The organism is Shewanella sp. 125m-1 (genome assembly GCF_052977065.1).
In genome coordinates, this window is sequence record NZ_JBRILT010000043.1 from 1 (window position 1) to 26,657 (window position 26,657).

General features: G+C 41.8%; 22 protein-coding genes. 12 read left to right on the forward strand and 10 right to left on the reverse strand.

Annotated features, from left to right (window positions below; genetic code table 11):
* Positions 1-219: 219 nt before the first annotated feature.
* Complete coding sequence (locus ACVBIK_RS16335; RefSeq protein WP_447170102.1) at positions 220-708, forward strand: DUF6985 domain-containing protein; 489 nt, start codon at positions 220-222, stop codon at positions 706-708.
* A gap of 250 nt (positions 709-958) precedes the next feature.
* Here the strand turns inward: ACVBIK_RS16335 and ACVBIK_RS16340 are convergent, their stop codons facing one another.
* From ACVBIK_RS16340 to ACVBIK_RS16355, 4 genes are all read right to left on the reverse strand, one after another.
* Complete coding sequence (locus ACVBIK_RS16340) at positions 959-4,603, reverse strand: Ig-like domain-containing protein (RefSeq protein WP_447170103.1); 3,645 nt, start codon at positions 4,601-4,603, stop codon at positions 959-961.
* A gap of 826 nt (positions 4,604-5,429) precedes the next feature.
* Positions 5,430-5,681: a hypothetical protein gene (locus ACVBIK_RS16345; protein WP_447170104.1), complete on the reverse strand. Its 252-nt coding sequence runs from the start codon at positions 5,679-5,681 to the stop codon at positions 5,430-5,432.
* A gap of 181 nt (positions 5,682-5,862) precedes the next feature.
* The gene (locus ACVBIK_RS16350) at positions 5,863-6,192 is read right to left on the reverse strand and encodes a hypothetical protein (RefSeq protein WP_447160666.1); all 330 of its coding nucleotides are present in this window, start codon (positions 6,190-6,192) and stop codon (positions 5,863-5,865) included.
* Positions 6,193-6,626: 434 nt separating this feature from the next.
* Complete coding sequence (locus ACVBIK_RS16355) at positions 6,627-7,103, reverse strand: glycine zipper 2TM domain-containing protein (protein WP_447160667.1); 477 nt, start codon at positions 7,101-7,103, stop codon at positions 6,627-6,629.
* Positions 7,104-7,312: 209 nt separating this feature from the next.
* Between ACVBIK_RS16355 and ACVBIK_RS16360 the strand changes: the two genes are divergently transcribed.
* Positions 7,313-8,074, forward strand: a complete 762-nt coding sequence (locus ACVBIK_RS16360) for a sulfite exporter TauE/SafE family protein (RefSeq protein WP_447162902.1) — start codon at positions 7,313-7,315, stop codon at positions 8,072-8,074.
* 227 nt (positions 8,075-8,301) lie between these two features.
* Here ACVBIK_RS16360 and ACVBIK_RS16365 read toward each other — a convergent pair whose 3' ends face one another.
* Positions 8,302-8,637 (reverse strand): cation diffusion facilitator family transporter, encoded by a 336-nt coding sequence (locus tag ACVBIK_RS16365; RefSeq protein ID WP_447162901.1) that lies wholly within the window; start codon positions 8,635-8,637, stop codon positions 8,302-8,304.
* Positions 8,638-9,014: 377 nt separating this feature from the next.
* Here ACVBIK_RS16365 and ACVBIK_RS16370 point away from each other — a divergent pair, with 377 nt between their 5' ends.
* Complete coding sequence (locus ACVBIK_RS16370) at positions 9,015-9,569, forward strand: cysteine hydrolase family protein (RefSeq protein ID WP_447170105.1); 555 nt, start codon at positions 9,015-9,017, stop codon at positions 9,567-9,569.
* Positions 9,570-9,920: 351 nt separating this feature from the next.
* Here the strand turns inward: ACVBIK_RS16370 and ACVBIK_RS16375 are convergent, their stop codons facing one another.
* Positions 9,921-10,352: a dCMP deaminase family protein gene (locus tag ACVBIK_RS16375; RefSeq protein WP_439268041.1), complete on the reverse strand. Its 432-nt coding sequence runs from the start codon at positions 10,350-10,352 to the stop codon at positions 9,921-9,923.
* A gap of 302 nt (positions 10,353-10,654) precedes the next feature.
* Between ACVBIK_RS16375 and ACVBIK_RS16380 the strand changes: the two genes are divergently transcribed.
* From ACVBIK_RS16380 to ACVBIK_RS16390, 3 genes are read left to right on the forward strand one after another with little or no spacing between them, the layout of a single operon-like run.
* Positions 10,655-11,971, forward strand: a complete 1,317-nt coding sequence (locus ACVBIK_RS16380) for a PqiA/YebS family transporter subunit (protein WP_447170106.1) — start codon at positions 10,655-10,657, stop codon at positions 11,969-11,971.
* Positions 11,968-13,620, forward strand: coding sequence for an intermembrane transport protein PqiB (gene pqiB / locus ACVBIK_RS16385; RefSeq protein ID WP_447160672.1), 1,653 nt, complete (start codon positions 11,968-11,970; stop codon positions 13,618-13,620). The genes ACVBIK_RS16380 and pqiB overlap by 4 nt, the downstream gene beginning before the upstream one ends.
* Positions 13,617-14,234 (forward strand): PqiC family protein, encoded by a 618-nt coding sequence (locus ACVBIK_RS16390; RefSeq protein ID WP_447170107.1) that lies wholly within the window; start codon positions 13,617-13,619, stop codon positions 14,232-14,234. The genes pqiB and ACVBIK_RS16390 overlap by 4 nt, the downstream gene beginning before the upstream one ends.
* Positions 14,235-14,447: 213 nt before the next feature.
* Here the strand turns inward: ACVBIK_RS16390 and nhaD are convergent, their stop codons facing one another.
* Together nhaD and ACVBIK_RS16400 are read right to left on the reverse strand one after the other, a co-directional pair.
* Positions 14,448-15,875: a sodium:proton antiporter NhaD gene (gene nhaD / locus ACVBIK_RS16395; protein WP_447170108.1), complete on the reverse strand. Its 1,428-nt coding sequence runs from the start codon at positions 15,873-15,875 to the stop codon at positions 14,448-14,450.
* Between the two features lie 562 nt (positions 15,876-16,437).
* Positions 16,438-16,965 carry an acyloxyacyl hydrolase gene (locus ACVBIK_RS16400; protein WP_447160675.1) on the reverse strand — a complete coding sequence of 176 codons (528 nt, stop codon included), beginning with the start codon at positions 16,963-16,965 and terminating at the stop codon, positions 16,438-16,440.
* Positions 16,966-17,182: 217 nt separating this feature from the next.
* Between ACVBIK_RS16400 and ACVBIK_RS16405 the strand changes: the two genes are divergently transcribed.
* The 4 genes from ACVBIK_RS16405 to ACVBIK_RS16420 all read left to right on the forward strand — a co-directional run bounded on the left by ACVBIK_RS16405 (position 17,183) and on the right by ACVBIK_RS16420 (position 21,546).
* Positions 17,183-17,575 (forward strand): hypothetical protein, encoded by a 393-nt coding sequence (locus ACVBIK_RS16405; RefSeq protein ID WP_447170109.1) that lies wholly within the window; start codon positions 17,183-17,185, stop codon positions 17,573-17,575.
* A 116-nt stretch (positions 17,576-17,691) separates the two neighbouring features.
* The gene (locus ACVBIK_RS16410; RefSeq protein ID WP_447160677.1) at positions 17,692-19,341 is read left to right on the forward strand and encodes a phosphoethanolamine transferase; all 1,650 of its coding nucleotides are present in this window, start codon (positions 17,692-17,694) and stop codon (positions 19,339-19,341) included.
* Positions 19,342-19,533: 192 nt separating this feature from the next.
* Positions 19,534-19,782, forward strand: coding sequence for a DUF3297 family protein (locus ACVBIK_RS16415; protein WP_447160678.1), 249 nt, complete (start codon positions 19,534-19,536; stop codon positions 19,780-19,782).
* A gap of 642 nt (positions 19,783-20,424) precedes the next feature.
* The gene (locus tag ACVBIK_RS16420; RefSeq protein ID WP_447170110.1) at positions 20,425-21,546 is read left to right on the forward strand and encodes a GGDEF domain-containing protein; all 1,122 of its coding nucleotides are present in this window, start codon (positions 20,425-20,427) and stop codon (positions 21,544-21,546) included.
* Positions 21,547-21,669: 123 nt separating this feature from the next.
* Here ACVBIK_RS16420 and ACVBIK_RS16425 read toward each other — a convergent pair whose 3' ends face one another.
* Complete coding sequence (locus ACVBIK_RS16425; RefSeq protein ID WP_447170111.1) at positions 21,670-23,772, reverse strand: methyl-accepting chemotaxis protein; 2,103 nt, start codon at positions 23,770-23,772, stop codon at positions 21,670-21,672.
* A 425-nt stretch (positions 23,773-24,197) separates the two neighbouring features.
* On the opposite strand from ACVBIK_RS16425, the gene ACVBIK_RS16430 reads away from it, so the two are divergent.
* Together ACVBIK_RS16430 and ACVBIK_RS16435 are read left to right on the forward strand one after the other, a co-directional pair.
* Positions 24,198-25,283: a DUF3083 family protein gene (locus ACVBIK_RS16430; protein WP_447163988.1), complete on the forward strand. Its 1,086-nt coding sequence runs from the start codon at positions 24,198-24,200 to the stop codon at positions 25,281-25,283.
* A gap of 257 nt (positions 25,284-25,540) precedes the next feature.
* Positions 25,541-25,669, forward strand: coding sequence for a hypothetical protein (locus ACVBIK_RS16435; RefSeq protein WP_447160684.1), 129 nt, complete (start codon positions 25,541-25,543; stop codon positions 25,667-25,669).
* A gap of 442 nt (positions 25,670-26,111) precedes the next feature.
* On the opposite strand, the gene cspE is transcribed toward ACVBIK_RS16435, so the two are convergent.
* Positions 26,112-26,321 carry a transcription antiterminator/RNA stability regulator CspE gene (cspE, locus tag ACVBIK_RS16440; RefSeq protein WP_447160685.1) on the reverse strand — a complete coding sequence of 70 codons (210 nt, stop codon included), beginning with the start codon at positions 26,319-26,321 and terminating at the stop codon, positions 26,112-26,114.
* Between the last annotated feature and the right edge of the window lie 336 nt (positions 26,322-26,657).

The following is a 26,657-nucleotide window of genomic DNA, read 5'->3' on the forward strand; positions in this document are numbered from 1 at the left end:
GAACGGCCATTAAGACACTGCAAGGCTTAGTTCGGGATCCACAAGCATGCTATTAAATTCCTGGGGATCCCTCAGACTCTGACCCCACTTTTCGCCCCCACTTTTCCTAGAAATACATTCTTTCACTCTGTTTTCTATGACAAAAATTCTTTTTTGCGCTTTAACCACACATTATTGTGCAATCAGTTCAAATATAATTCTCACTTTTGCGAGTTAATTATGAAAACAATAAATATTACTTGGAAAGCGGGTGAAGAGTTTCATGAAGGTACAGCAGGGCTGACAGCTTGGCATGATTTTAAAGCCTACGGAAGTGTTGAATTTCTCACCAAAGAAGACCTTGCTATTGCTGATAGCATGCAGCAATGGTTCATTGATAATGAAAAACGTATTTATGCGCTTGTCTGCGATTATGTTAATCAAAACTATCAAGAGCTGCTTGAAGACTCTGAGTTTCTAGATGTGTTTGACGAAGATTCAGAATCTTACGAAACCTGTGTCGGCGAGGTGAACGAAGCCGATATGCAGGCTGGGGATATCTTTAAGTTAATGCAGCTGTCTGGGTTTGTTTTACATCACCCTGACAAAAATGCCGTTGGGATGATTTTTGAATGTGCTTGGGATGAAGAGCATGGCTTTGGTATTGTGATCCAAGGGGATAAAGTCATTTCTCAAGACGGTGCCCAAGTTGCGTATAGAGGGGTATAACGCTCTAAAAATGAAGCTGTTAATGATTTAGTGTGGTGACTATCTTTTTTGATATGGCTAGTTTGATATGGCTTTTTTGATATGGCTTTTTTGATATGGCTAGTTTGATATGGCTAGTTTGATAGAGCCGAGTACCGCACTTCGGAATTGAACTCAGATATAAAGCCAGTCAGTTTGCACTGACTGGCTTTATATTTAACTATTATTTTTAACTATTATGTTTAACTAGAAAAGTTATCGCGTTAAGCGCTTATTGCGGAGTCAAACCTAGCTGCTCTAGTACTAACTTAAAGTTCTCACGGCGCTCTTTCACGTTATGCACATCACCGGTTGAACAGGTTAAATCAGGGCAACCACGGTTAACGATACCAGAAACATCATCAATAAAGTCGGTGCCTTTCATACCACCTTCAACATACTTTTTCAGTTCGTTGTGGTAGTTCCAGCCACCGTATTGGCCGCTTTCGTCAGGGTAGGCTTGTACCGAGGTAACCCAGTAGAACAGACCTGCAATCCACTTGATTTCTTTATTCTCTTCAGAGCTACAAATTAAGCCTGGGTTTGAACAGAAATCTAGCTCTGCATATAGCGGGTTCGCTGGTGGCGCTTCAACCACAACACCATCAATGGTTTTGCCAATATTTTCTGGGTCAACGTGTGAACGACCTAAGTAGTGGTTCAGCGTACCGAAGTTTTGGCGTCCTGTAGTTTGAATCACGCCACGGCCCCACCAACCACAACCTTCCACGTCTTCTTGGCTGCTACCATCCCAGATGAACTTACCTGCTTTTTGGTCAACGTAAGTTTTACATTCGTCACGTTCCCATACTTGCTTAGAGCCATCTACTGATGTTGGTACATCATTACAGTGTCCGCTGTTTGTCCAACGACCAACGTTACCGTTAACAAGCAAACCACGCTCTTCAAGTACTGCATTTGGTGCAGCGAAAACAGGAGCCGGAGCGCCGTACCATTTAGCATGAGTTAGTGCACTGACTTCCATCTTGTCATCACGGGGACAAGAGTAAGCGTGATCTAAACCAGAGTCTGGGTTAACACCGTAATCTGCGTACTTCTGATCAAGTTGACCACAGCTCGCTGACATTGGGTAATCTGTGGCTGCACCGTATTTAATTTCAGCCCAGTTATTCTCATCACACGCATTGTAGCGAATCGTTTCTTGCATACTTTGTGCTAAGAAGGCTGCAATCGCCACTTTTGCATATTTGATGTTGGTTGCATCATCAACATTTTCATCGAGTAGCCAGAACTTGTTACCCGCTACACCAACGTTATGCATGGCATTTAAGCCCGTCATGAAGTCAGCCCACTTGTAAACGGTAGACGGAACCCATTGTGATTGAGGCGTTTCATATAGGAATGCAGTGTTGTTCATTGACTCTTCAGCATTTGCCAATTCGCGGTTTAACGCATCAATGATGGTTAACTTGCCATTTTCTGTTGATTTACCAACATAGTACAGTGGCATTTTAGCATCTTGGTAATGTGCAATTTTGCTGGTCAATTGTTCAGAATCTTTGTCAAACAAAATAGCAAATACGTTGCTGAATGCCGCTTTACGAATTTGCGGTTTGCTGGTGTTGTTACCCATAAAGTAACTAGCAGCTTGGTCTGTTGGAATATTTTTCAGCATTGCAGGTGTTTTAACAAAGTCAGTCACTTGCTTTACGTACTCTAGCGCATTGTGCCATTGCTCACTTGATAAGGCCTGCGTTGAGCTAGATTTAGTGAAAGCAACAAAGTCAGCTTTGTTTGCAGCGTTAGCTTGGTATAGCTCAAGCTTATCGAGTAGATCGGCAGTGAATACCGATGCTTCATCCCAAACAGACTGGCGACCAGAATGCGTATCAAAAGCAAAGTCACCAATACTTAAAGACCAGCCATAGGTTGCTTGTGGCGCTAGAGTGGCAATGATCAGCTGGTGAGCGTGAGCCCAACCTTTCAGGTCGTTGCTTAGCGCGTTGATGTCATCAAGATCAATACTATTGCCAGTGATATCCATCGCCTTGATTAGCGCGTCTTGAACCGCAATGCTGCTTGTCGCTAAAGCTTTATCTTGGGTGGCTTTATCAAGCACATCACTGCTGATGATAATCGATGCTGACTCTGTCTGTGCAGCCAGTTCCATGATTGACACGAAAGCCGCTGTTAACTTGTTAACATCAGCCAGTTCTGCACTGTTACTGGTTTTGATTGTCAATGTCGCAGGAGCAGTAGTCGATGGGCTAGCAACCACCAAGGTATTTGGCCAGCCAGCCACTTCTAGACGAACAGGGTCCATCGGGTTTGGCAGTGAAAGCAGTGGTGCGGTGCCTGGCTCTGTGCCGTCACAATTTAAGTGAAGTGCCCATGAGCTGTCACTACCTGGAACTGTTTGTGTCCAGTAAATCGCTGAGTAGGCGATGTTGTTATGCACCATAATGTCGCCACCGGTAGCATGGTCAACACGCGTCCAGTCTGGGTAAACATTGAAATCAGCACATAGTCCACCTGGTGGTGTGACTGGCGGGTCAATAACTTCTTCTTCAATAGTGATGTTTACACTTACATTTGAAGAAAGCCCTTCAGCATCAGTGGCGATAGCTTTTAGAGTGACGCCGCCCACTTGCGTTGGCTGCCAGTCACAGGTAAATGTTGCTGCTTGAGCGGCATCAAAGCTACAAATTTGTGTGTTATTGGCTTTAACAACCAGTTTGGCTAAATCATCATCAGCATCAGTGGCATTAACAGCAATAGAGACGGTCTCAGTATCAATAAAGCTTGCACCATTGCTTGGTGTAATGAACTTCACCACAGGCGCGGTAAGCTCTTCTTCAGCTTCTACAGTAATGCTCACACTCACCGTTGAAGTTAGGCCTTCTGCGTCGGTGGCAATCGCTTTAAGTGTTACCTTGCCTTCTTGAGTCGGCTGCCAGTTGCACGCATAGGTGGCTGCATTGGTGGCATTAAACGAACAAATTTGCGCGTTATTAGCTTTAATAACCAGCTTAGTTAAATCATCATCAACATCGGTGGCATTAACAGAAATAGACACTGTCTCTGTATCAATAAAGTTTGCACCATTGTTAGGGGTAATAAATCTCACTACTGGTGCGGTAAAGTCTTCTTCAGCATCCGCTTTTACGGTTACCACAACAGATTGTTGTTCGATTTTTTGGTTATTTTTATCGAATACAAATACCTTAACTGTGGCGCTACCCGCTTCAGTTGGTGTCCAGCTTTGCGAGTAAATCGTCAGGCTTGGGTTAATGGCTTTTTGAGACAGTTTTTGATTGTTAGCCCAAAATTCAACTTTTGCAGCGAGTTCACCATCAACTTTTGCTTGGATGCTTGTTGCTGCTTCCGCTTTTAATACCTGACCGGCTACTGGAGATAGAATTGATAATTCGGTTGGTTCCGGCTCACCAGGTTCACCTGAACACTCGGTTAACTGCCAAAACCACGAGTCTGCACTTGGGGTTTCCCATACACCTGGATTGTTTTTAGCAATAAAGCATTGGTTAGCATAAGAGACGATATCGCCATTGTTAACCTTGGTTTGACCTGGGATAAAGGCAATGATGTCGCCCGGTTCTGGCTCAGGTTCAGGTTCTGGCTCTGGTTCAGGTTCTGGCTCTGGTTCAGGTTCAGGTTCGCCCGAACAGACTGTGGTATCCCAAAACCATGAACCAGCATTTGGTGATTCCCAAACACCAGGGGTGTTTTTGGCAATAAAGCACTCGCCATTAAAAGCAACGGTATCGCCATTCTGAACTTTTGTTTCTCCCGGAACAAAAGTAATAACACCTGAGGTTAGCGTTGCGTCAGCGGCATACAGGTAGCCACTGAACATAACGCTGGTCAATGCGATAGTTATTTTATTTATTTTTATCAAGATTTAGCTCTTCTTTTATTCATTTATCTTTTACAGATAAATTCATCAGTAATTAAAAGTGTGCGTTATCGATGGCACTTAATTGTTAAAGTCCAAGAATAACCAGCACACTTTGGTATTGATTAGAGAGTTAGTGGCCTATAAGCGCCATGGTAACCACTAAGTTAGCTGTATGGGTCGCCATATGAATTGCTAATATAAGAAACTAATTCTCGGCGAAGATATCAGGTAGACAGCCGTAACACACTCAGTTTTTAATGGCTTAAAGCTCAATAGAATAAATAAGAGTCAGTTGGCATTGCTTATGTTAAGTTATTGACTTAAGTCGGAAAATTGACTTATTTTTTTGCGAGCGAATCTTACATGTTATGACTAAACTTGAGGTGATGTGTTTACTCATGGCTGCATGAAAGGCTGCTGTTTATAAATTGCTTATTTAGCTTAACAAGTTTTATAAGCGGTATATTTAAACGTTTATTTTTAAAACGCTAATTTAACAAGTCATTAGCTAGATAAGCAAATGAATCGCTCTGTGAGCAGGTTTTATACATAGGACATTTCCTGTTCTATTGTCCAATCAGATACTTTGATTGGTTTTGCGTATATAGGAGGTTTTATTGCTTCAATGGCGTTAACAACTGACTGATGAAAAAACACCATGATTGACTCAAATGAGGGTTTAAATACGAGCCTATTTTCTAAAGGAGTAGAATTTAACTCTTCAAAGTCAAAACCTACCTCATCATCAAGAATGTTAATGATGTTGTAGCAGTGAAGGTAAAGATAATCTTTATCTTGAATCTTAGCGGGAACAACAGAGTTCTTACTATAAATTCAGCTCCACGAAGGGCTTTGCATAATCCATATCAAACAGTAGCTTGGTACTAGCTGAAATATCAAATTTCGCCGCGATAGGTTTAAAGGTTTTCAGGCTTTTACATTCAAAACTCGCAGGTATTGTTGTTGATATCGCTTGGTCTCTTAATATCCCCAGTCTGCGAGTATCGTTCATATTGACCACAAAACTGACTTTGGAGTAGCCATTTGAAAAAACGAAATACTCATCTTGAATCGACATGCTAGCTTTCTCTCAGCTTTATAAATTGATGACAACTACCTTGAAAAACACCCAAGCCTATCGTTATGGCTTAAGTCTGTTGGGCTGACTGTAACTCTGCAGAGAATGTACTAACAAGACTTACTTGCTGATTTATATCGATAATATGCCTTTGCTTACCATTGAAGCTCACGGTTTGAATTTATTGATTCAGGCTGAGTTTGAGCTGCGCCTTTTCGGCACTGCTTAGCATTGGCTCGTAGGCGACCTGCATGTTAGTTGGGCAGGCAGATTCATTGTCTAAAACCTTGTCAAACACCTGAAAATGGCTAGAAGAGAGTGTTTGATATTGGCAAATTAGCAAGTTGTCATCAGTTTTTGAGCTGACTAGATTGGCGGTTACAGCCGTATTTGGTGAGGCGTGAACGCTGCCCATTGAGATAAATAAGGTTAGAGCGATAGTGGTTGCCGTTTTCACTGCTGTTGCTGACATATTTACAGCGGTTGCTAGCATTTTAGTTAATTGCTTCATCTGTCGCCTCTGCTTAATCTTGTTAACTTGATAATTAATATAGCAACAGAATGCTGTACGGAAACTTAACGATTTATAATGGGGCGCTCAATTTTTTATCTATTTTTTTACGTCAAAATAGCTGCTCGCATCTACATATTTCGCTGCTAAAAGAGTCTGCTTTTATGTCTGGGCCCTGTCATTACGTCCTGTGACTTATACCAATCAGTATAAAGATTTGGTCGTTCAGCGAGAGTTTAGCGGCATAGAGACAAGGTCATTAAATGCTCCTCGGTAACCGCTCTTGCGTTACTCTACCGCCTATATCCATATAGTCGTGCATTAATGACATTCACCACATCTGACCTCCAGGGATGGAGGAAATGTCTTATGTATGTCGGGAGCATACAAGACCATGTGTTATGCCTCGCGCTAGAGGCATAACAACTCGTTGATCAACGTGGCTCTACTCTTGCGGTATTACCGTCGACATTAATTTGTACAGCTTCACCTTGTTGGAAAATCATGTTTGGATTAACTTCTTGAACAATAGAAATAACGCGTCCATCATCCAAGCGAATCGTCAGATTTACGCCATTGCGCTCACCTGTTTTATCAGCGATTTCGCTACCAGCGTATCCACCAGCGACACTACCGCCAATTGCCGCAATATCCGATCCCGCTCCGCCGCCAATCTCGGAGCCTAGGATCCCTCCGATTGCTGCGCCAGCAATCATTGCTATAACGTTTGTTTTATCTGATTCAGCAATCGTCACCGGTTCTGCTTTGACTATCGTACCGTAATACACCTGCCCAATTGTTTGTGTTTCTGCTGCTCCGTAAGCGTCCCCATACGGGTTGGGGCTGGTGCATCCCGCTATAGTGGCAAGCGACATAGTGAGTAGAACTGCCAAGTTGATTTTTTTTGTCATGGGAACTCCAAAGCCTAGATGAGAGACAAAAGTATAGGATCGCCGCGACAGTTTTGCTGTGGAGATAGGGCCGAGTGCGCATTATTTGCACATAGTATTAATAATATAAGGGAAACTGTTACTTACGCCGCATTAAAGTTTCTAAGTCCTTATGCTCAATCGCTATCTTTTGACTACGCTTGTATCAAATAACTAAAGGAGACATAGCTGTGTCTATTACTGAATATCTGTATTTGGGCATGATTGCGATTATAAGCGGTATAGCACAGGCGACAGTCGGTGGCGGCGGACTATTACAACTACCGGCATTATTTAATGCTATGCCAGGTGTCGCAATTCCAATTGTGATTGGTACCAACAAGCTAGCGATGCTGGCAAGTGGTGTTAATAATGTTAGGCGCTATGCATTTTCAATGGATTTACCTTGGCGGTTAATTGTCCCTGCCATCATTAGTGGCTGTATATTTGCCTTTATTGGCTCCTCCTTGCTAGATGATGTGTCAGAGTCTTGGTTTAAGCCTATTTTATTAGTGATTATGATTGCACTGGCTATCTATACCTTCCGTAATAAAGAGATGGGAGAGAAGGCTGTTGAACCATTGTTTCACCAGCACCAAAGGGGAGTGAGTGCGGTAATGGGCGCTATACTTGGCTTCTATCAAGGCATGTTTGGTCCTGCAACGTTAACCTTTATTATACTCGGTAATATTCGTGCCTTTGGTATGGATTTTCTTCATGCGATGGCGTCATCTCAAGTGTTATCAACCCTGTTTAATGTCAGTGCGTTAGTTTGGTTTATCAGTCATGGATATTTTGATATTAAACTGGCGTTAATTATGATGCTTGGCACTCTTATTGGCTCGCAAATAGGTACACGCATAGCGTTGAAGGGGGGCAACAAAGTTATCAAAATTCTGTTTGTTATGATGTTACTGATTGAGATTGGCCGTTACTCTTGGGCTCTTTTTTAATGAGTTCAGTATGCTGGAGGCCTAGGGTTTAGGTTTTTTCGATATGGATTTAGCTTTAGTGAATTAAGCCGGGCTGCCATGAACCGTCACATTGGCATAACTGATTGATAAGAGAATTGATTGAGTTTTAATGAGGGCTCGTTATTTCAGGTGTTACACTTTTTATTGTAAGCATGGCAGTAAGAGTCTCTTACTACCATGTCAGCTTACGAGCATTACAATATTAATTAGTCTTTATGGCCTGTTTTATGGTGTTCTCGAGATGATTCTTTATGGTCATGTTTTTTTACTTTGTGGTGCTTATGTTCATCATGTTCATGACGATCATCATGGGTTTGCACTGAATGTTTATGGCCTGTAGGGTTTCCACCATGTTGAGTGTGCGGGTGGCTTTTTTCATGGTCTCGTGATGCATGATGATCTTTATTGTGCTTATGCTCATTCCCATCATCATATCTATGTTCCATACGCTCATGTTGTGCTTCGGCAGTATGCTGATGACCATGATTATGGGTTTTATGATCTTCTTTTTTTGTTTCACCGTGCTTGGATTTGTGACTCATTATTGAACCTCTGAACTGGGTAACTAACGATTGATGAGTCTAGGTTGCGCTTAAGCTAAAAGCAAAGTTGTGATCTATGTCAATCTTTGTCAAAGGCTGAAATTAATTAAAAATCATCAATAGTTCATCTTTCAAATACACACTGTCATCATCTGTGTTTGCTGTGGATTAAAGCAGGTATTTTTGTACTTATATTGCTTATAGGCTTCTATGATTAGGCTCGATTAATTCGAAACACGTTTTATTACTCTCAGCTTATGGTTAAAACATTAACCCAGAAGATGTTTTATTGAGAAATAAGTATGTTGGTATACAAAAGTGCAGCATCTAAGTGTTGCTATACTTTTCTAACACTCAGCACCTTAGAGAAATTAAACATGGCTATTACCAAGCTTGATGACGACACAGCGCTTATTGTAATTGACTTGCAGTATGGCATTGTTGCCCTACCCGATCCTATAGATGTACAGCGTGTCATTGAAAACACTAACCACTTGATTGAAGCTTTTCACCGCCGTCATTGGCCTGTTGTGCTGGTTAATGTTTCTGGCCGTCCCTCGGGGCGTACAGACCAAGCTGTGAGTTCTGGCAATACTGCTGATAACTGGTCGACATTAATAGCTGACCTGATCCGTCATGAAGAGGAGATATTGTTCACGAAAAGAAGCTGGGGAGCCTTTAGTCATACCAAGCTGGATGCAACCCTGCAAGGGTTAGGGGTTACACAAGTTGTTATTGTTGGTATAGCGACCAGTATGGGAGTTGAGTCTACCGCGATGCAGGCTTTTGAGCTTGGTTACAACGTAACACTCGGCATCGATGCTGTAACTGATGTGGTAGCAGATAACCATACACATGCTATTAGAATGTCGCTTCCTAAGCTGGCGGAAACAGGGACAACTGAGGATATTTTGCATAAAATTACGCTGTAGTGGCTTATCTAAAGCCATTATAGGAACGGCGTATCTGAGGCATGCTTGTGGCACCTCTTTGGCATTTATGTGATTTGTCTTTGGCACCTCTTTGTGTGTGCGTGGCAGTCATTTATTTGAGCGTGATGTATGCGAGTGCTGAACTTGACGAGTATTATGCCTAGTGCATTTTGCTGATGATAAAACAGTACTTATTTTGCTGGTGATAAAACAGTACTTATTTTGCTGGTGATAAAACAGTACTTACCTTGCTGATGATAAAGCAGTACTTATCTTGTTGATGATAAAGCAGTGTAGTCTGATGAAGATAAAGGCAGAGTCGACTTTTTGTCAGTTTACTCTGCCTTTATATTACTGCTGCATCCAATCGACGTTAACGCCGGCTTGGTCAAACATATCTTGGCTTATTTGAATCTTTTCAGCCCAGCGTGACAGGAAATCTTCGCTTGGTTTTGGACTGTGTACTGTGCTTAATCCAGTTTGGATTATCTTTGCCGCGCAATTAGGGCAGGGGAAGTGAGTCACCCATATTTCGCAGCCGCTGAGATCACGCTTAGCATAGAGAATGGCATTCTCTTCTGCATGGAGGGTTTTTAGCAGCTTCATCTCTCGGTTGTCAGTTTCGGCACTATCGGAGATCCCATGTGGGTAACCGTTGAAACCTAAGGAGACAATTCGGTTATCTTCGGTGATCACCGCACCTACTTGAGTGGAGGGATCTTTACTCCAAGATGCTACAAGCTCGGCCATCTGCAAAAAACGTGTCGCCCATTTTGTCATCATTTAACAGATACTCCTTATGTGTGCTATTGAATAACCAACTCAAACTAGGTGTTATTCTCTATGCTGAACAGTGATAAATCAACCTATAGCCAATGAATAGACAATGAATAAGTAAAGTGTCTGCTGTTTCTGGCAGCGATATCTGAGCTTATACATCAAGTGGTTATATTTGATCCTCTGCCTATAATGAAAGTGCCACTTCATTTATTGACTTGAGTATTGTTATGCTGAGTTGTAAACTTTTGGCCTAGACTTTTCCTGCCGCTTAAGTCAAAACACCTTAATTAGGTTTGATTAACTATATGGTCATTAAGAAAGATGAAAACAATAGTTTAGATGAAACCGATGTTTGCCATGAGTGTGATCTTACCGTGTTGATCCCCAGATTAGCCGAAAACCAAAAAGCACTTTGCCCACGTTGTGGTTATCTTTTAACCGCTAAACGTACAAACTCCTTAGAGCGTGTGTTTGCATTTGCCATTTCTGCTTTAATTTTTTTATTACTATCATTTCCATTTGGGTTTATTTCATTTGAATATAATGGCCTGGGGGACAGCATTAAGCTCCTGGACAGTGTGAGTATTCTTGTTGAAAATGGTTATGCATGGCTTGCCATTATCGAAGTTATTAGCGTGTTTGTTATTCCTAGTTTTATTTTGATGTCTCTTAGCTATTTAATCTTTTTTCTCAGGCAAGGTCGCTACCCTGCTCACGGGCTTATGCTCACAAGAGTTATATTCAAATTGATCCCCTGGAATATGGTTGAAATATTTTTAATCGGCACCTTAGTGAGTTTTGTCAAAATCATTTCGATAGCAGAAATTGGCTTGGGCACGTCCTATTTTGCATTCATCTTATTTTCACTTTCAATGACAGCGGCATTATTACACTTAGATAAAAGAGTATTTTATCAAGCGATAGCCACGAGCCTAACAGCAAAAGAGCTGCTGCAAGTAGCAGAGTCTGCTGCAGCTAAGTCTGTTAAAGCTGAGTCAGTTAAAGCTAAGCGAATAGAATTAAAGCTGGTGGAGTCAGAGTTAGTGGGATCAGAGTTAGTGGGGGCAAAATTAGACGCGCCAGAGACTGAGAGACAAGTAAAAGGTGGTCGCGATAAACAGCAAGCTAACAGCCTATCAATCCAAAAAACCTGGGCATTTATTATTACTTCAATTTTGCTGTATATTCCAGCTAACTTATTGCCAATCATGAACACTGAGTTTTTAGGTCAAAGTGAGCCTAATACCATAATTGGTGGTGTGTTATTACTTTGGCAAGATAAGTCATATCCTATTGCTATCGTAGTGTTTATTGCTAGCATCATGGTGCCCATCACCAAAATTGTCATCCTTATCTGGTTAAATTACAGCGTACAGACTCATTCTGGTCGATTAGAGCATCAACGCATATTTTTATATCGCGCTGCAGAGTTTATTGGTCGCTGGTCTATGATGGATATATTTGTGGTGATTACACTAACCAGTTTGGTTCAGCTTGGTAATACTATAAGCATTATTCCTGGGCCCGCTAGCCTAGCTTTCTCTGCTGTCGTGATCATGACGATGTTGGCTGCAATGAGCTTTGAGCCGAAATTAATTTATAACGAGTATCAACATTTATGAAATCACAACAGCCCCTTGATGCAGAGATTAAAAGCGTGAAAACAATCTCTAAGGTTTGGTTTGTACCTATAGTCGCGCTGTTGATTGGTGGCTGGATGGTGTATTACCACCTCAGTAATCAAGGCCCCGCGGTGACCATTATTTTTAACTCTGCCGAGGGGATGGAGGCCGGGAAAACAAAAATAAAATCCAGATCGGTCACTATTGGTGAAGTTGAAACCATTAAGCTCAATGAGCAAGATGATGGCGTTATTGTGACAGTAAGAATGTCAAACGATACTGAAAAAATGCTGGTGAAAGACAGCAAGTTTTGGGTGGTTAGCCCTCAAATTGCCCTGTCAGGAGTTACGGGCTTGGATACATTAATATCCGGTGTGTATATTGAGCTTTCGCCGGGCTTATCTGAGCAACGTAGCAGTGAATTTACCGCGCTTAACTCTCCCCCAATAACCCCCAAGGGAACGCCTGGCTTACATGTCACCTTAAACAGTGATAAGCAATTTGCTTATTCCCAGGGCGACCCGATTATTTATAAAGGCTTAACCGTCGGTAAAATTGAAGAGGTGCACTTTAATATTAAAGATCGCGCCATCTATTACAATGCGTTTATTCATGCGCCATATCATGAGCTACTCACAAGTAACACCCGATTTTGGGATGCCAGCGGTTTAGTTGTCGACCTCAATGCCGAGGGGATTTCACTTAAAACGGGCAGTATTCAAACCATATTAACGAATGGGGTGACCTTTGGCATACCAAAGGGAATGCCATTAGGCGCTAAAATTACCGAACTCGATTCCTTTGAAGTTTATTCCGATTATCAAGGGGCGAGTAATGCGCGCTATAAATACTCATTAGAATATGTGATGTTAGTGAGTGATACGATTCGAGGTTTAAGTGTCGGTGCACCAGTGGAGTATCGTGGCGTGACTGTCGGCGAGGTGTCTTCGGTTGAGTTAATCACGACAGATCCAAGTGCTTTGTACAGTGATAATGTTCGAATTCCGGTACTACTCAGTATTCAGCCGGGGCGAATAGGCTTACCTGATAATGAGCAAGGCGTTGCCTTGATGAAGCAGCATAATACGCTCTGGATCCAAGAGGGGTTAAGGGCCACCTTAAAAACAGGCAGCTTACTAACAGGAAGCCTGTTTGTTGAATTACAGCATTTTGATTTACCACGAATCGATAAGCTTGAAAGTTATAAGAAGTATTCTGTGATACCAACGGTTAAAGATCAGTATTCACAACTAATTGATAAGGTTGAGCTGTTTGTCGATAATCTCAATGGATTACCGTTAGATGAAATGACAAGTAATGCTAATGTCACATTAGTTAATGCTGCTAGTCTGCTTAGCGAGTTACAGCATACGAGCCAAAACCTAAATAAGCTCTTGGCCAGTGCTGAGCAGCAAGGTTTAGTTAAGCAGTTAAGAGTTGCATTAGAGAGTTTTGCTACGCTGAGTCAGGATTTCTCTTCAGGATCTCAAGGCTATGGGCAGTTACAGGAAGCGATGAAGAGTATTTCAGATGTGATGTATGAGCTTAAGCCTTTACTCGAGCAACTAAAGCATAAGCCAAATGGGCTCATATTTGATTCTGGCAGCCAAGACGAAGAGCCAAAAAAATATTCAGAGGTTAACCAATGAGACTCATTTTAATCAGTTTAATCGGCGCAGTCTTGTTTCTTACTGGCTGCAGTTCAGCGTCAAACACTAGCAGTTATTACCTATTAAATAGCTACACGTCAGCTGGCGTTGCGGCACCTGACTTAAGCAAGCGCGGTGAGCTAAGTGAAAAAGCCAACGTTGAGCTTACGGTGCAGTTGGCTGAGTACTTAAACTCTCCTTATATTGTGATGCAAATTAATCAGCACAAACTAAACTATGCCAGTTTTCATATGTGGGCCGAACCATTAGCCGATGAAACCTTAAAAGCGTTGCAGCTTGATTTAAATGCTTTAAGCAACACGCTCAAATTTGTCAGCACAGCAAAAGTGAGCGAGACCAATAAGCAAGCCCATCTATCAATCCAAATCGATTATTTTTACGTGACAGCACAATCTAAGGTGGTGTTGTCTGGGCGCTATCAATATAACAACAGTTCTGAAATGGGAACTGAATCAAAGGGGGCTCAAAGTATTGAGCAAGCTTTCACCTTTGAGGAGCCATTAGAAGCAGACGGGTACTCGCAATCAGTAACCCAGATGAGAAGCTTGCTGTTAACACTCGCTAAGCAAATCACGGCTAATATCACATACTAAATATCACATATTAGCCATTATGAGGGCTGTGCTTGAGAGGCCTGCCAATGTTATTCACTAATGTTTTTACCATAGTTCCTAATATGAGTTTCTCAGATTAGTTTCTAGCTAATGATTCTAGTTAATGTTTCTAGCATAGGTTCTTGCATAGTTTCTAGAACCTAAAAGCTCGGCTTTAGCCGAGCTTTATCATGTGCAGTTAATACACAAACCTTAAAACAGATGGCTGTTGAGCAGAAGGTGGCACACAATACCTGCCGCATACCCTAATGCAATAACTGGCATCCATTTTAAGTGACCAAAGAATGTATATTTTCCATGTGCAGCCCCCATCAGCGCCACACCTGCCGCTGAACCGATAGAGAGCATACTGCCACCAATACCGGCAGTGAGTGTTACCAGTAACCAATTTCCTAAGCTCAGCTCGGGCTGCATCGTCAGTACTGCAAACATCACCGGAATATTATCAACAATAGCCGATAGCACTCCGACCATAATATTAGCCCAGACAGGGTCCCACTGGTTATACATCACATCAGACACTACACCTAGATAGCCTAATAAGCTAAGGCCTCCTACGCACATAACGACCCCGTAGAAAAACAGTAAGGTGTCCCACTCGGCATGAGAGACGCGTTTAAATACATCAAATGGTACAACAGATCCTAATCGTTTCAGGGCTGCCTCATCATGATTAGCAATGGCATTGGCTTTCTTTTTCTCTAGTGAGCGTGGCAGGGTTTTGCGTAGAAAAAAACCAAAAAACTGTAAGTAGCCTAATCCCATCATCATGCCAATAACGGGGGGGAAATGTACCAAGGCATGAAAACTGACGGCTGTGGCGATGGTGAGAATAAATAGTGCCACAATGCGCTTTGCGCCTCGTTTAAGCTCAACATGTTCATTGGGTAAGTTAGGTTTGGTTAGCGGTACAAAAAAAGACATGATTGTGGCTGGCACGAGGTAGCTCACCAGAGAAGGAATAAACAAATCGGTAAACTGCATAAAATTGACTAGGCCAGCTTGCCAGACCATCAAGGTGGTGATATCACCAAATGGACTGAATGCACCGCCAGCATTTGCGGCGATGACGATATTGATACAGGCAATATTAATAAATTTAATGTTACTGCCACCGACCTTCATGACAACGGCACACATTAATAATGCTGTGGTCAGGTTATCGGCTATTGGTGAGATAACAAAGGATAGTAATCCAGTTAACCAAAACAAAGTTCTGAAATTAAAGCCCTTGCTGACCATCCATGCTTGCAGACCATCAAATAAGCTCCTTTCTTCCATGGCGCTGATATAGGTCATGGCGACTAACAAAAACAGCAATAACTCAGAGTATTCGAGTAAGTTATGTTCTAAAGCCTGCTTGGCAACCTCTGTTTGTCCCTGCTGTTGATAGGCAAATCCTATCATCAGCCAAATTAACCCAGCAGCTAATAGTACGGGTTTAGACTTGCGCAGTTGTAGGTATTCCTCTGCCATCACTAAACAATAAGCCAGAGCAAATATCACTAACGAGGCGTAACCGATACTAGAATGGGTGAGATCTAACCCTGTTTCACTGGCTAAGGCGGGGGCGGCAAGCCCCATAGTGATAATGGCTAAGATTAACTGAATGGGTTTCATATTACTTCTCGGTTCCTTGAGAGATTAATTATTTTTCGATTTTGTATCGATGCAATTATTGGCTGCATCGATGATGGATGTTTTATTAAGTGCTGCATAAGTGCGGCGAAAGTATTGTTTCAATACCTACTGCTCAAATTACACTGGTGCTAATAGCACAGGTTTAAATGGCACTGGTTCAAATAGTGATGGTTATTTTTTAAACTATTTTACAGTGGGTTAAGTAAGTAATACAAGTCTAACGCTCGGTGTTTTTCAAGATAGATGGCAGCGTTTTAGATTGCAGATTATTGATGATTAGGCATGTTGTTACTCGTGATTTTGATATTAACTATCGCTTATCCTCTTGTTATTAAAGCCGTTATCAATATTTTTTGTAAACGATAAACTTCGGGGAGGGTAATGGATGCTAGGTGAAACGGTCATTCGTTTTAATGGGGTAGCGACTAAAGTATACCTATCTGTTATAAGAATACTTACTAGCTAAAGCATACCTGTCTACTTAAGAATGCTTACCAGCTAAAGCATATCTACTTAATCATATCTATCTACTTAAGCGTACCTACCAAGTGTAGCCGTAACTGATACCGATTAAGTCTGCACCATCATTGGCGCTCGCAAGCTCTGCATTCGAATAATGGCTATAAGATAAGCCTATTCTATGATGCTTATTCACAATTAGTCCTAATCCGAGCTTATCCTCAAATAGCCAGTTGGAGCCTAAATCACGGTCTAGATATAGGGTGTTATTGACGTAAGCGACACCGATCCCTAGCTCTAGGTAGAGGCTCATTGGTTTAAAGTGCCATTGATACTGAAAAATGGGATTAAGGCTAAAAACATGATTGCTCTCATGCTTGCTCTTAGGGGAATTGTCCTCCCAGCGCTGTACTGATAACTCAAGCCTTAACCCAATACCGTAGTTATCTAAGAAGGTATCGGTTGTGTCTATACCTTGTAAGTAGGATAAGCGCCAGCTTGCCCCTGAATCGTAGCGCTCATTTTTTGCCGGAATATAGCCATAGGAAAACTCGAGCCCAGAGCTTGCAGCGCAAGTGAATGGAAGTGTTGATAACAGTAATGTCGCCATTGCTTTCAACTTGAACCCTGCGAGTTTCACCATGTCTTTGACTATCATTGGTTGGTAATAATAAAGGTTAGTTTGTTTTGCTGAGTATGGGAGGCGGGGAATGATTTATTATGTGAATCGCCCCTATTTGTGTAACTAAATTCAATCTACTTATCAGCTGCTACACTGTACACAGAGCATAAAATGACAAAACAAACAGACGATAAAGAGAATGATAATGCTACGAACTGTATTCATATTGGGCCTGTTACTTTTTTCCTTCGATACTAAGGCGCAAGGTAACAACAGCTTTAGTAGTGAGGTGAGCCATTTTGCCGGAGGCATGGTCGCGGCAGGAGCAATGGTGGTTGTAAGCGATTACTACTGGCCTGAACAGAATCGTGCCTGGGTGGGTTTTACCGTTAGTGCTGTCGCTGGCGGCTTGGCGGAACTGTACCAATACAGCCGTGATGAAAATACGGCTGAAAATGCATTGTTAGACGCTGCATCCCATGCCCTTGGCTCTGCCGTCGGTGCATATATAACTGATCAGTATATTTTGTCACCGGTTATTAGAGTCGATGAAGGTAAAGGTACTTTTGTGGGGCTAAGAGCTTCATTTGTCTTTTAATATCTTAATCTTTTAATACTTGAATTTCGTGGAGGTATTGTGACTTTAAGAAGGAGCTTGAGTGATAAAAGGTTAGAACAATATCTCTATTCGTTCTATAGGTAACGGGATGTTATATGAAACTTGCTTTCAGTAAATTATTCCGTTCCGGCATATCCTACGCATTTTTTAGCTTTGCTCTGGCCCTGTATTTTTCATTAGTTATTAATATCCCTATATATGCTGAATTATATAAAGTATTAAATCAAATTGATGGTGTTAAATTCGGTTTTGTTGTTTCATTGCCGGTATTTTTTTGCTCAGTGTTAGTGTTTGTTTTTAACTTACTGAGTTGGCCAATTGTAGCCAAACCCTTCTTTATTATCTTATTAATACTTTCCAGTATGGTGAGTTACGCCGGTTATAATTATGGCGCGCTATTTGACTACAATATGATAGTTAATATAGCGGAAACAGATACCAGTGAGGCAGGGTCTTACTTTAGCGCTTACTCAACGCTTTGGGTATTTTTGATGGGGATCATACCTGCACTGATTGTGTTCATGGTGCCTGTAGGAATAAAGCAAAGCCCAGCGAAAATGCTAATGATGAAAGTAACCTCTATGCTGCTGTCATTAATGGTTATCGCGGTTATTGCAGCACTTTACTACCAAGACTACTCATCTGTTGGGCGTAACAATCGCTATCTGAAAAAGTTAGTGATCCCGACGCAGTTTGTTTACAGTTCAGTTGGATATATTAAAGACACTTATTTTTCTGAGCCTATCGTGTATCGCCAAATTGGCTTAGATGCCAAGCAGGCAGATTCAGCGCTTATCATGGCCGAAACCAAACCGACATTAACGGTGCTGGTTATCGGTGAAACAGCCCGTTCGCAAAATATTGAACTTAACGGTTACCCGCGAAAAACGAATGAATATACCCGTGGGCTTGATATCATTTCATTCCAAAACGTAAGTTCATGTGGCACAGCAACAGCGGTTTCTGTTCCCTGTATGTTTTCTAATATGACTCGAAAAGAGTTCAATCGCAGTATTGCTGATAACCAAGATAATTTGTTAGATGTGTTAAAGCGTGCCGGTATTTCATTATTGTGGAAGGAAAATGATGGCGGTGATAAAAACGTTGCAGCCCGTATTGATAAGGTCACCATAGAACGTGCCGAAATTAACGAGTTTTGCGATGGGACCACATGTTTCGACATGGCCTTATTAGATACATTTGAGCAAGATATAAGCTCTCTTAATGGTAATCGAATGATTGTGCTTCATCTTATAGGAAGCCATGGGCCAACCTATTACAAACGTTACCCTGAACAGATGAAAACGTTTGCCCCTGATTGCCCCAGAAGCGATATTGAAAACTGCTCCATAGAAGAAATTGTTAACACATACGACAATACTATTTTGTACACAGACTATGTGCTCAGTAATACGATTGCCACGTTAATAAAGCTAGAAAAAAACTATAATACAGCACTTATTTACATATCAGATCACGGAGAGTCCCTTGGTGAGAATGGCATGTTTTTACATGGTATGCCGTATCGTTTTGCCCCTGACTATCAAACTCAAGTGCCTCTTATGCTGTGGATGTCACCTGGCTTTAAAGAGTCAAAAAATATTAATGCAGCCTGTTTAGAAAAAGCGGCTAAGAGTCATCCATATTCACACGATAACCTTTTCCATTCGGTGCTAGGCATGATGGAGGTAGAAACCCGTGAGTACCAAAGCAGTTTAGATATATTTAGTCAGTGTAAACAGTAGGTCGGCTTTTGTCTTTGCAAGTTAGGTGAGCGTTAGAGACGTTGTAGTGCGAGAGAGCGAAGCGATAAGCTTTCTTGAATATGAGTGAGAGTCCACTAACATTTATTGCAACCGCTATTGAGCGTTAGGCCTGTATTGCCTACAATAGCGCACTTTTTATTTACTGCAATTTTATTACTACAGGCCAGGATTATGACTGACACTACATCGCAACCGACTTTACCTGATCGTCTTTCTGTTAACCCACGTAGCCCGCATCATGTGGAAGCTATTTTTGAGCACGATATCGGTATCAAGGTTAACGGTAAAGAGCGTTTTGATGTTGAAGAATACTGCATCAGCGAAGGCTGGGTAAAAGTTCCATCACACAAGGCCTTAGACCGTCGCGGTCAACCGCTGATGGTTACCGTTAAGGGTGAGGTTGAAGCGTTTTATAAATAAGCGCAAGTAACTGCCCATCATATTGGGCTGAGATGTTGAGCTAAAATATTGAGCCTTGTCTTTAATTAAAACATTGGTTTACTGATGTTTTAATCGGCAAGGCTTTTTGTCATTTATGGCACCTAACATATATAGTCTCTTAATCAACTTTAGCCACCACCTTACTGCAACACAGTCCTCAACACTCTCTTTAACACTGTCTTTAGCACTGTCCTCAACATTGTCTTTAACACTGCCTTCAACATAGTCTTTAACATAGATAGTCTTCAACATTGGCTGTAATAGTATTACAGCAACCTCAGACTAAAACCGAGCAAGCATCCAAGCTCGTCATATAGCACGTCTATCCATTCGTCCTATGTCGGCATTAACTTGGTACCTAAGTCCGTTATTTCGCTCTTGTTGCGAGTATAATGGCGCCTGGCTTCATCTTATTCAAAAAGTGTCGACTTATAGGGCTATGTTCAGCTGCTCTTTACTTACCTCGATGACTCGATGTTGCTTATTGAGCTGATTATTTAACCCTGCTATAGCAGCGTTATGCATTTAATTAGATTTATATTGAGGTTTGTTTTGTCTGCTTTTTATCATAGTTGCCGCTATTTCTTTATCCCTCCTCTATTCACTGCGCTGGCTCTGATGATGAGTGAGATCTATCAAGCTCAGCTGCAGGTTTGGCAAGGGAGGATTGAACAACTTCCTTTTTGGTTGCTACCAGCTGGAGTTGTGATTGCACTGCAATTTAACCGAAGTCGCTTAGCGTATCTGGCGCTGTTAATGCTGGCTTACTATCTGTGTTCGTCGGGTGTTTTCTTTGGCAAGCTAGCAGTGAGTCAGCATTCGGATCTGCTGTTGCTGGGGGGAGCGTTCACCATCACCTGGTTTGCTTTCATTAAAGACAGGGGGCTTTTTTCTCCACATAGCTTGGTGAGAGGGCTTGGGATAATACTGAGCTTTTTGGTTGCTTTCGTTTGGATCTGGGCTAACACACAATTTAATACGGAGCTGGACTCTTATCTTATTGAACCCTTGAATGTAGATATTCGCATACAGTCCCCATTGTATCTCTGCGTCGCGTTAGTGTTTATTCGTGGGGTTTGGCAGGCAAACTTAGTTAACACCTCCATCTTCATCACCTTGGTGCTTTGGGCTATACACTTTATTTCGCCAGCATTACTGCCGCAGTCTATTTCGATGACGGCATTAGCCACTATTTACATTTTGACAGTTCTGACCGACTCTTATTTTTTAGCCTATCGCGATGAACTGACTGGGCTTGCCTCGCGTCGCGCGCTATATAATTTAGTGCTTTCACTTGGCCGTAAATACAGTGTTGCGATGCTGGATATCGATCACTTTAAGAAGTTCAACGACACCTATGGCCACGATGTGGGTGATCAGGTGTTGAAGTTAGTCTCGAGTAAAATCGGCGGCGTTCGCGGTGGTGGCAAGGCTTTCCGTTACGGTGGTGAGGAGTTCACCATTGTCTTCCCTCGTAAAGACGCATCATCGACGCTTGATTACCTTGAAGAGGTGCGCGAGGCGATAGAAGAATATGATATCGTGCTGCGAGATGAGAAGCGTAAGAGCCAATCAAAAGCCACACGTGGTAAGGCCCAGCAAAAAACTAAAATGGTGAGTGTCACCATCTCTATTGGTGTTGCTGAGCACGAAAGCGGTGAAAACTTTGATCAAACCATGAAGCGAGCTGACGTTGCCCTATATAAAGCGAAGAAGAAAGGCCGCAATCAGGTTTGTACTTAATAAGCTGTTATAGCAAGGTATTGAGGCTGAGCGTAATGGTGACCAGCGCATTCGATACCTAGCAATACGAATAAGGCTCACGTAAACGGTGAGCCTTATTGTTTTCAGTTGATAAGGTATTTACTATTCAACTTTTAGCGTCGACAGGTCCTCATTTAGCTCATTCACCACACTCTGTAGTTTGTCGCTGACTAAGTCCACTTCACTTGCGAGCGCTAATAATTCATCAGCTGAGTCACTGATGTGAGTGATTTTCTCGCTGATCTCCACGCTGACGGCAGATTGTTGCTCTGCCGCTGTCGCGACTTGGAGCACACTGGAATTAATCTGATTAATTCTTTCAGTGACTTCACTTAACTGTTGATAGCTTTGTTGAGTTTCATCGGCGGTTCGGTTAACTCGTTGCTGACTGGCATCTATCTGCTCAACTGCAAGGCTAACATCGTGCTGTAAGCTATTAATCAAGCTGTCTATTTCAGTGGTGGATGCCTGAGTTCGCCCAGCTAAAGTGCGTACTTCATCAGCCACAACCGCAAAACCACGTCCCTGTTCACCGGCTCGCGCAGCCTCTATCGCGGCGTTCAATGCCAATAAATTGGTTTGTTCGGCAATACTTCGAATGGTTTCTAATATGGTATTGATATTATGACTTTGCTGAGAAACTCGCGCGATTTGCTCAGATGCAACGCTCATCTCGCCAGCGAGTGCATTAATTTCATTAGTCGTGTTTTCGACACTGCCATGAGTGTTCTTCAAAAATTCAAATGCTTCCCCTGCGCCGTTAGAGACATCGGTGGCTAAATTTGCCACTTCATTTGACGTGGTCGACATCTCTTCTACAGCAGCGGCTATACTGCTGGTGGCGAGCTTCTGGTTCTCAGTGGCGACTCGGGTCGCTAGGGCGGTTTTAGACAGTTCGGTTGCTTCTTGAGTTAATTGTTTCGACTGGCCTTTTATCGATAACACCATCAACTTGAGTTTTTCTGCAAACGCGTTAAAGCCACTTGCCATGGTGATGAGCTCTTTATGGCTTTCTATATCAAGAGTTTGCGTTAAATCACCATCACTCTTAGATAGGCTATCGAACTTTTGCGCCATCTGTGACATGGGCTTCACAAAACTGTTAACAAACAGATATAACAGCACCATAGCCAGACCTAGTGCAATCAGCGAGTAAGTGACCATTTTTACTGCTGTTGCTTCTGTTGCTTGCTTCATTTGCGTTATCAAGGTTTGGCTATCAGCCAGTGCCACAGCTTTAGGTTGGCGGATGACTAATGTCCACTCGGTATTAGAGGCGCTAATATTGATTTTTGCTACTGTGGTCAGATAGTCAGGGTTGTTTACCTTTGCAGTCTGTAACTCTTTTGCCAGTTGTGTGTCGGCCTCGGTCAGTGGGCGGTTCAACTGTTTGCTGTGATTAGAGCTGGCCACTAAGCGCTGCTGCTCACTTAATAGATTGACTTGTGCTTGCGGGAGATCGGCGGCGATTGCCACAATCATTTTTTGTAATAGGGGTAAGTTTATATCTACTCCGACTAAGCCTCTAAACTGACCTCCGGCTGTCACGGGGGCCGCTAAGGTGGTCATTAGAACTTTTTCTCCGCCCTCTAGCTCATACCAGTAAGGCTCTATAGTACAGGGCTTGCCGGTCTTTTTACTGCATAAATACCACTCGGCTTCTCGCTGGCCAAACTCATCTCTGGTATCTAGGTACTTTTCATCTGGATCGTCGACAGGATAAAAAGCTAACTCTCCATCTTCTCTCACCCAATAGATTTCAAGCGTGCCTTGATCAGAACTATGGGTTAAATCTCCTTTAAATTGGCTATCAATTTGATCATAGCCATTGGGTTCAAACTGGCTGTATATGGCACTCACCTGAGAGTTAGCGTTGAGGAATTGTCGGTTAAGCGACTTAACCTGAACTCGGGAGAATACATTGCCATCGGCATGTGATGAACTACTGGCTAATAGCTCAGCTAAGGTTAGCGGCACCATAAATGCACCGTTTAAACGACTTTCAATAATGACGGCTGATTTGGCGGCAATTTCATCCAGTTTAGCTTGAGTAATGCGCTGTAAACTATCTGCCGACAACTGCTGTGACTCCGTAGCCGTCGTCTGCATTGACGTAATGCCGACCCAAGTAATAAAGAGTAATGACAACACTATTATTAAGGCAGTCGTTAGTAACAGTTTTATTTTAAGAGAAGACTTCTGCATTCTAAACACGCTCTACAACTTTCAATAAACCGCATATTAAATGTTTGTTACTGGATGGTAAATAGCGGTTGTGGCTAATGGTGACTTGTATCGCTTTTGTTTTGTTGGTGTTTTTGTGATTAGAGTTGCTTATACCTTGATAGATTAAAATTTGAATACACTTTTTACCGAGTGATAGTTATAGCGTAATAGTTACAGGATGAGCGTTAATAGGCGTATTTGAGGCTATTTAATTGGATATGACTTGGCGGATTTAATGACTATTTGAAATGTCTTTATATATCGATTTTAAGAAATAAATCAGATTCAAAGCGTATTATGTTTCTAACTAGTAAAAAGAGTGTTCTATCGTAGTATCTTTGTCAAAAAATATCGCTACTATTGGCACCAAGATATATATGGTTAACTTAATACAAGGAGTATTTATGTCCCTTAGCCATCAGCAGAAAGTGTACATTCCCAAGGGCGTTCGAGCCAATCAGTACATTACTGCAGAGATCATAGTAACAGATGCGTTGCTAGCTCATTTTCCGGATTACAAAACATGTTACGAGTCTCTTAGTCGCACTATTTTTACGTTAGGGGAGCAAGAGGAGCTATATAACCTTCATGTGATCACTAACGATAAGTTACCTGTGGTGCGTTTTCATGCTGAAGCATATTGCTTTCCAACCGAAGAGCAGATCATATTCTTCTACAATCCTGAATATCATGAAGCGCAAAGCCTTCATAGTAAAGATGATTACCGAGCAAGAAAAATTAGGATTGTATTCTTGGCTACGGGTGACGAAATTCGCAGTAACTCTGCTAATTTCCATATTAAGGTGCAGACCTTCCTTGCCAAATTGATGCCTCAGTTACCAGAGCAAAATCTAAAAATCAAAATTCGCGATCATCAGCACCTTTCATATGATCTGTTCGCTAAAGCGAAAGGCAACAAAGAGAGTTATGGTTATAAGCTACGCTCAATCAGCGATAGGTATAGAGCAAGACAATGCCCGCTTCCAGAGGATCACGGTTCATTATGCTATGTTACGGTCAAACTACCGTTAAGCCGTAAGCTTAAGCAGGCCATATTACCAGAACCGACCAATGACTTTACGCCTCTGTATCAGAAGCTTGAGGATGTATTTATTCAGGCGGCTTCAGCCAAACAGCTTAAACGAATTGCCATGGTTGCAAATGGGCTAACCCCGCTTGTGCGTAACAGTAAATTCGATCTAGTTGATGGCACTGACGAAGTGCAAATGCTTGGTTTTGACCCTAATATCGAAGAGCAGCAGTTTATTCGTCATTGGGACGGTAGCCGCTTAGTCGAAATGGTTAGCTTTACGATTGCCGCTGGCGTTAATGATTGTAAAGATGGCGCACTTGGGCGCTACTTGAACCGAGTTGAAGATGCGCTAAGGAGCCTCACGTCTGAATTGGCGTTAGACAAATCTCGTGATGAGCTGATTGTGCGATTCCACCAACATATTAGTTATCAAGCACCTGAGCAGCTGCTGAGCTGATCTTTTGCTGAGCCGGTCTTATTGCTGATATAGTAAAACACGCTTAAATCCTGGCGTGATATGTTGAGTCTTGTGTACCTAAATGGTGTCATTATCTATGGTAGGCAAGGCTCTTTACATCGGGTTACCACTGCGGCAATACAGATTGATGATCTAAAAAGATTATTGATCTAAATAGAGGCTGGTGCTTCTCTTAAAGTGGGGGAGGGCTTAAGAGCGTTATTGATGACTTTGAACTTGCGTAACGAGTCTTACTAATGAGTGGTCGAAAAGTTACCGATAAGCTGGTTATTGCCATTGATGATCTTACCTTGGCAGGTTTCATCACAATAGATAAAGTCTATATTTCTATCTACGACATTGCCCTTGACGAGAACATGACGTAATAGTACATCACCATTTAGCTGGTGGATTAGTGCATTCCAAGAAATGTTATCTTTAAAAATATTAAAATTTACTCTCATTTATTACCTTTTTTTGTTTGTTTTAGTGTGTGCTGATTTCTTTTTAGATTGGTGAAACCAAAATCGTTTTGGACCCGATGTACGAGACATAGTTAACCTTTTTGAAAAATGACTTAACAATAAGCAAAACTTAAAATAAGTCTTATTTTTTTTATTTAATTTGTATTTATAAGAATATAACGAAGTGATTCAGAAACGTAATGACATATACAACAAGCAGATGATTGAAATGTTAATGTTTTCGCAGATACAGTATAAATTTGGATTAAAGTTTTTTGTTGAAGTTGATTTTTAACGTCAGTGTTATTGGTGTTAGTTTTAAATGACGTAAATGGTATAAAACCATTTACGTCAACTTACGAAGTTACAGCGCGCTTACGTTAGCTGCTTGCAGGCCTTTTTGACCTTGCTCTACTTCGAAAGATACTTTTTGGCCTTCAGCCAAAGTCTTGAAGCCGTCAGAAGTGATTGCACGGAAGTGAACGAATACGTCAGCGCCGCCATTGTCTTGAGTAATGAAACCAAAACCTTTCTCTTCGTTAAACCATTTTACGATACCAGTTGTATTAGACATTATGTGTCCCTTAATATTAAATTAATAAAAATTGTCGCAGTATGCGGTGCACTGAAAAATTGAATTATTTAATGTGATGATGAATATAAGGGAAAACTGAGGATAACAACAATAACGAAGGAATTCTGAGATTTTACTTTTTACTTATTTTTCATTAATCACTCTCAATAGCAGAGCGAGGTAGATACTACGCGATAATTGAGCGTTGTCCATACTTATTTTTAACTTTCTACTTATATCAATAAAATTATCATAAAAAATGGCAACGTTTCTCATGCTGTAGACGGAGCCTTTTCAGGTGATGGGCAAGCCGCAAAGCGCTAAGCTTGCTTTGGA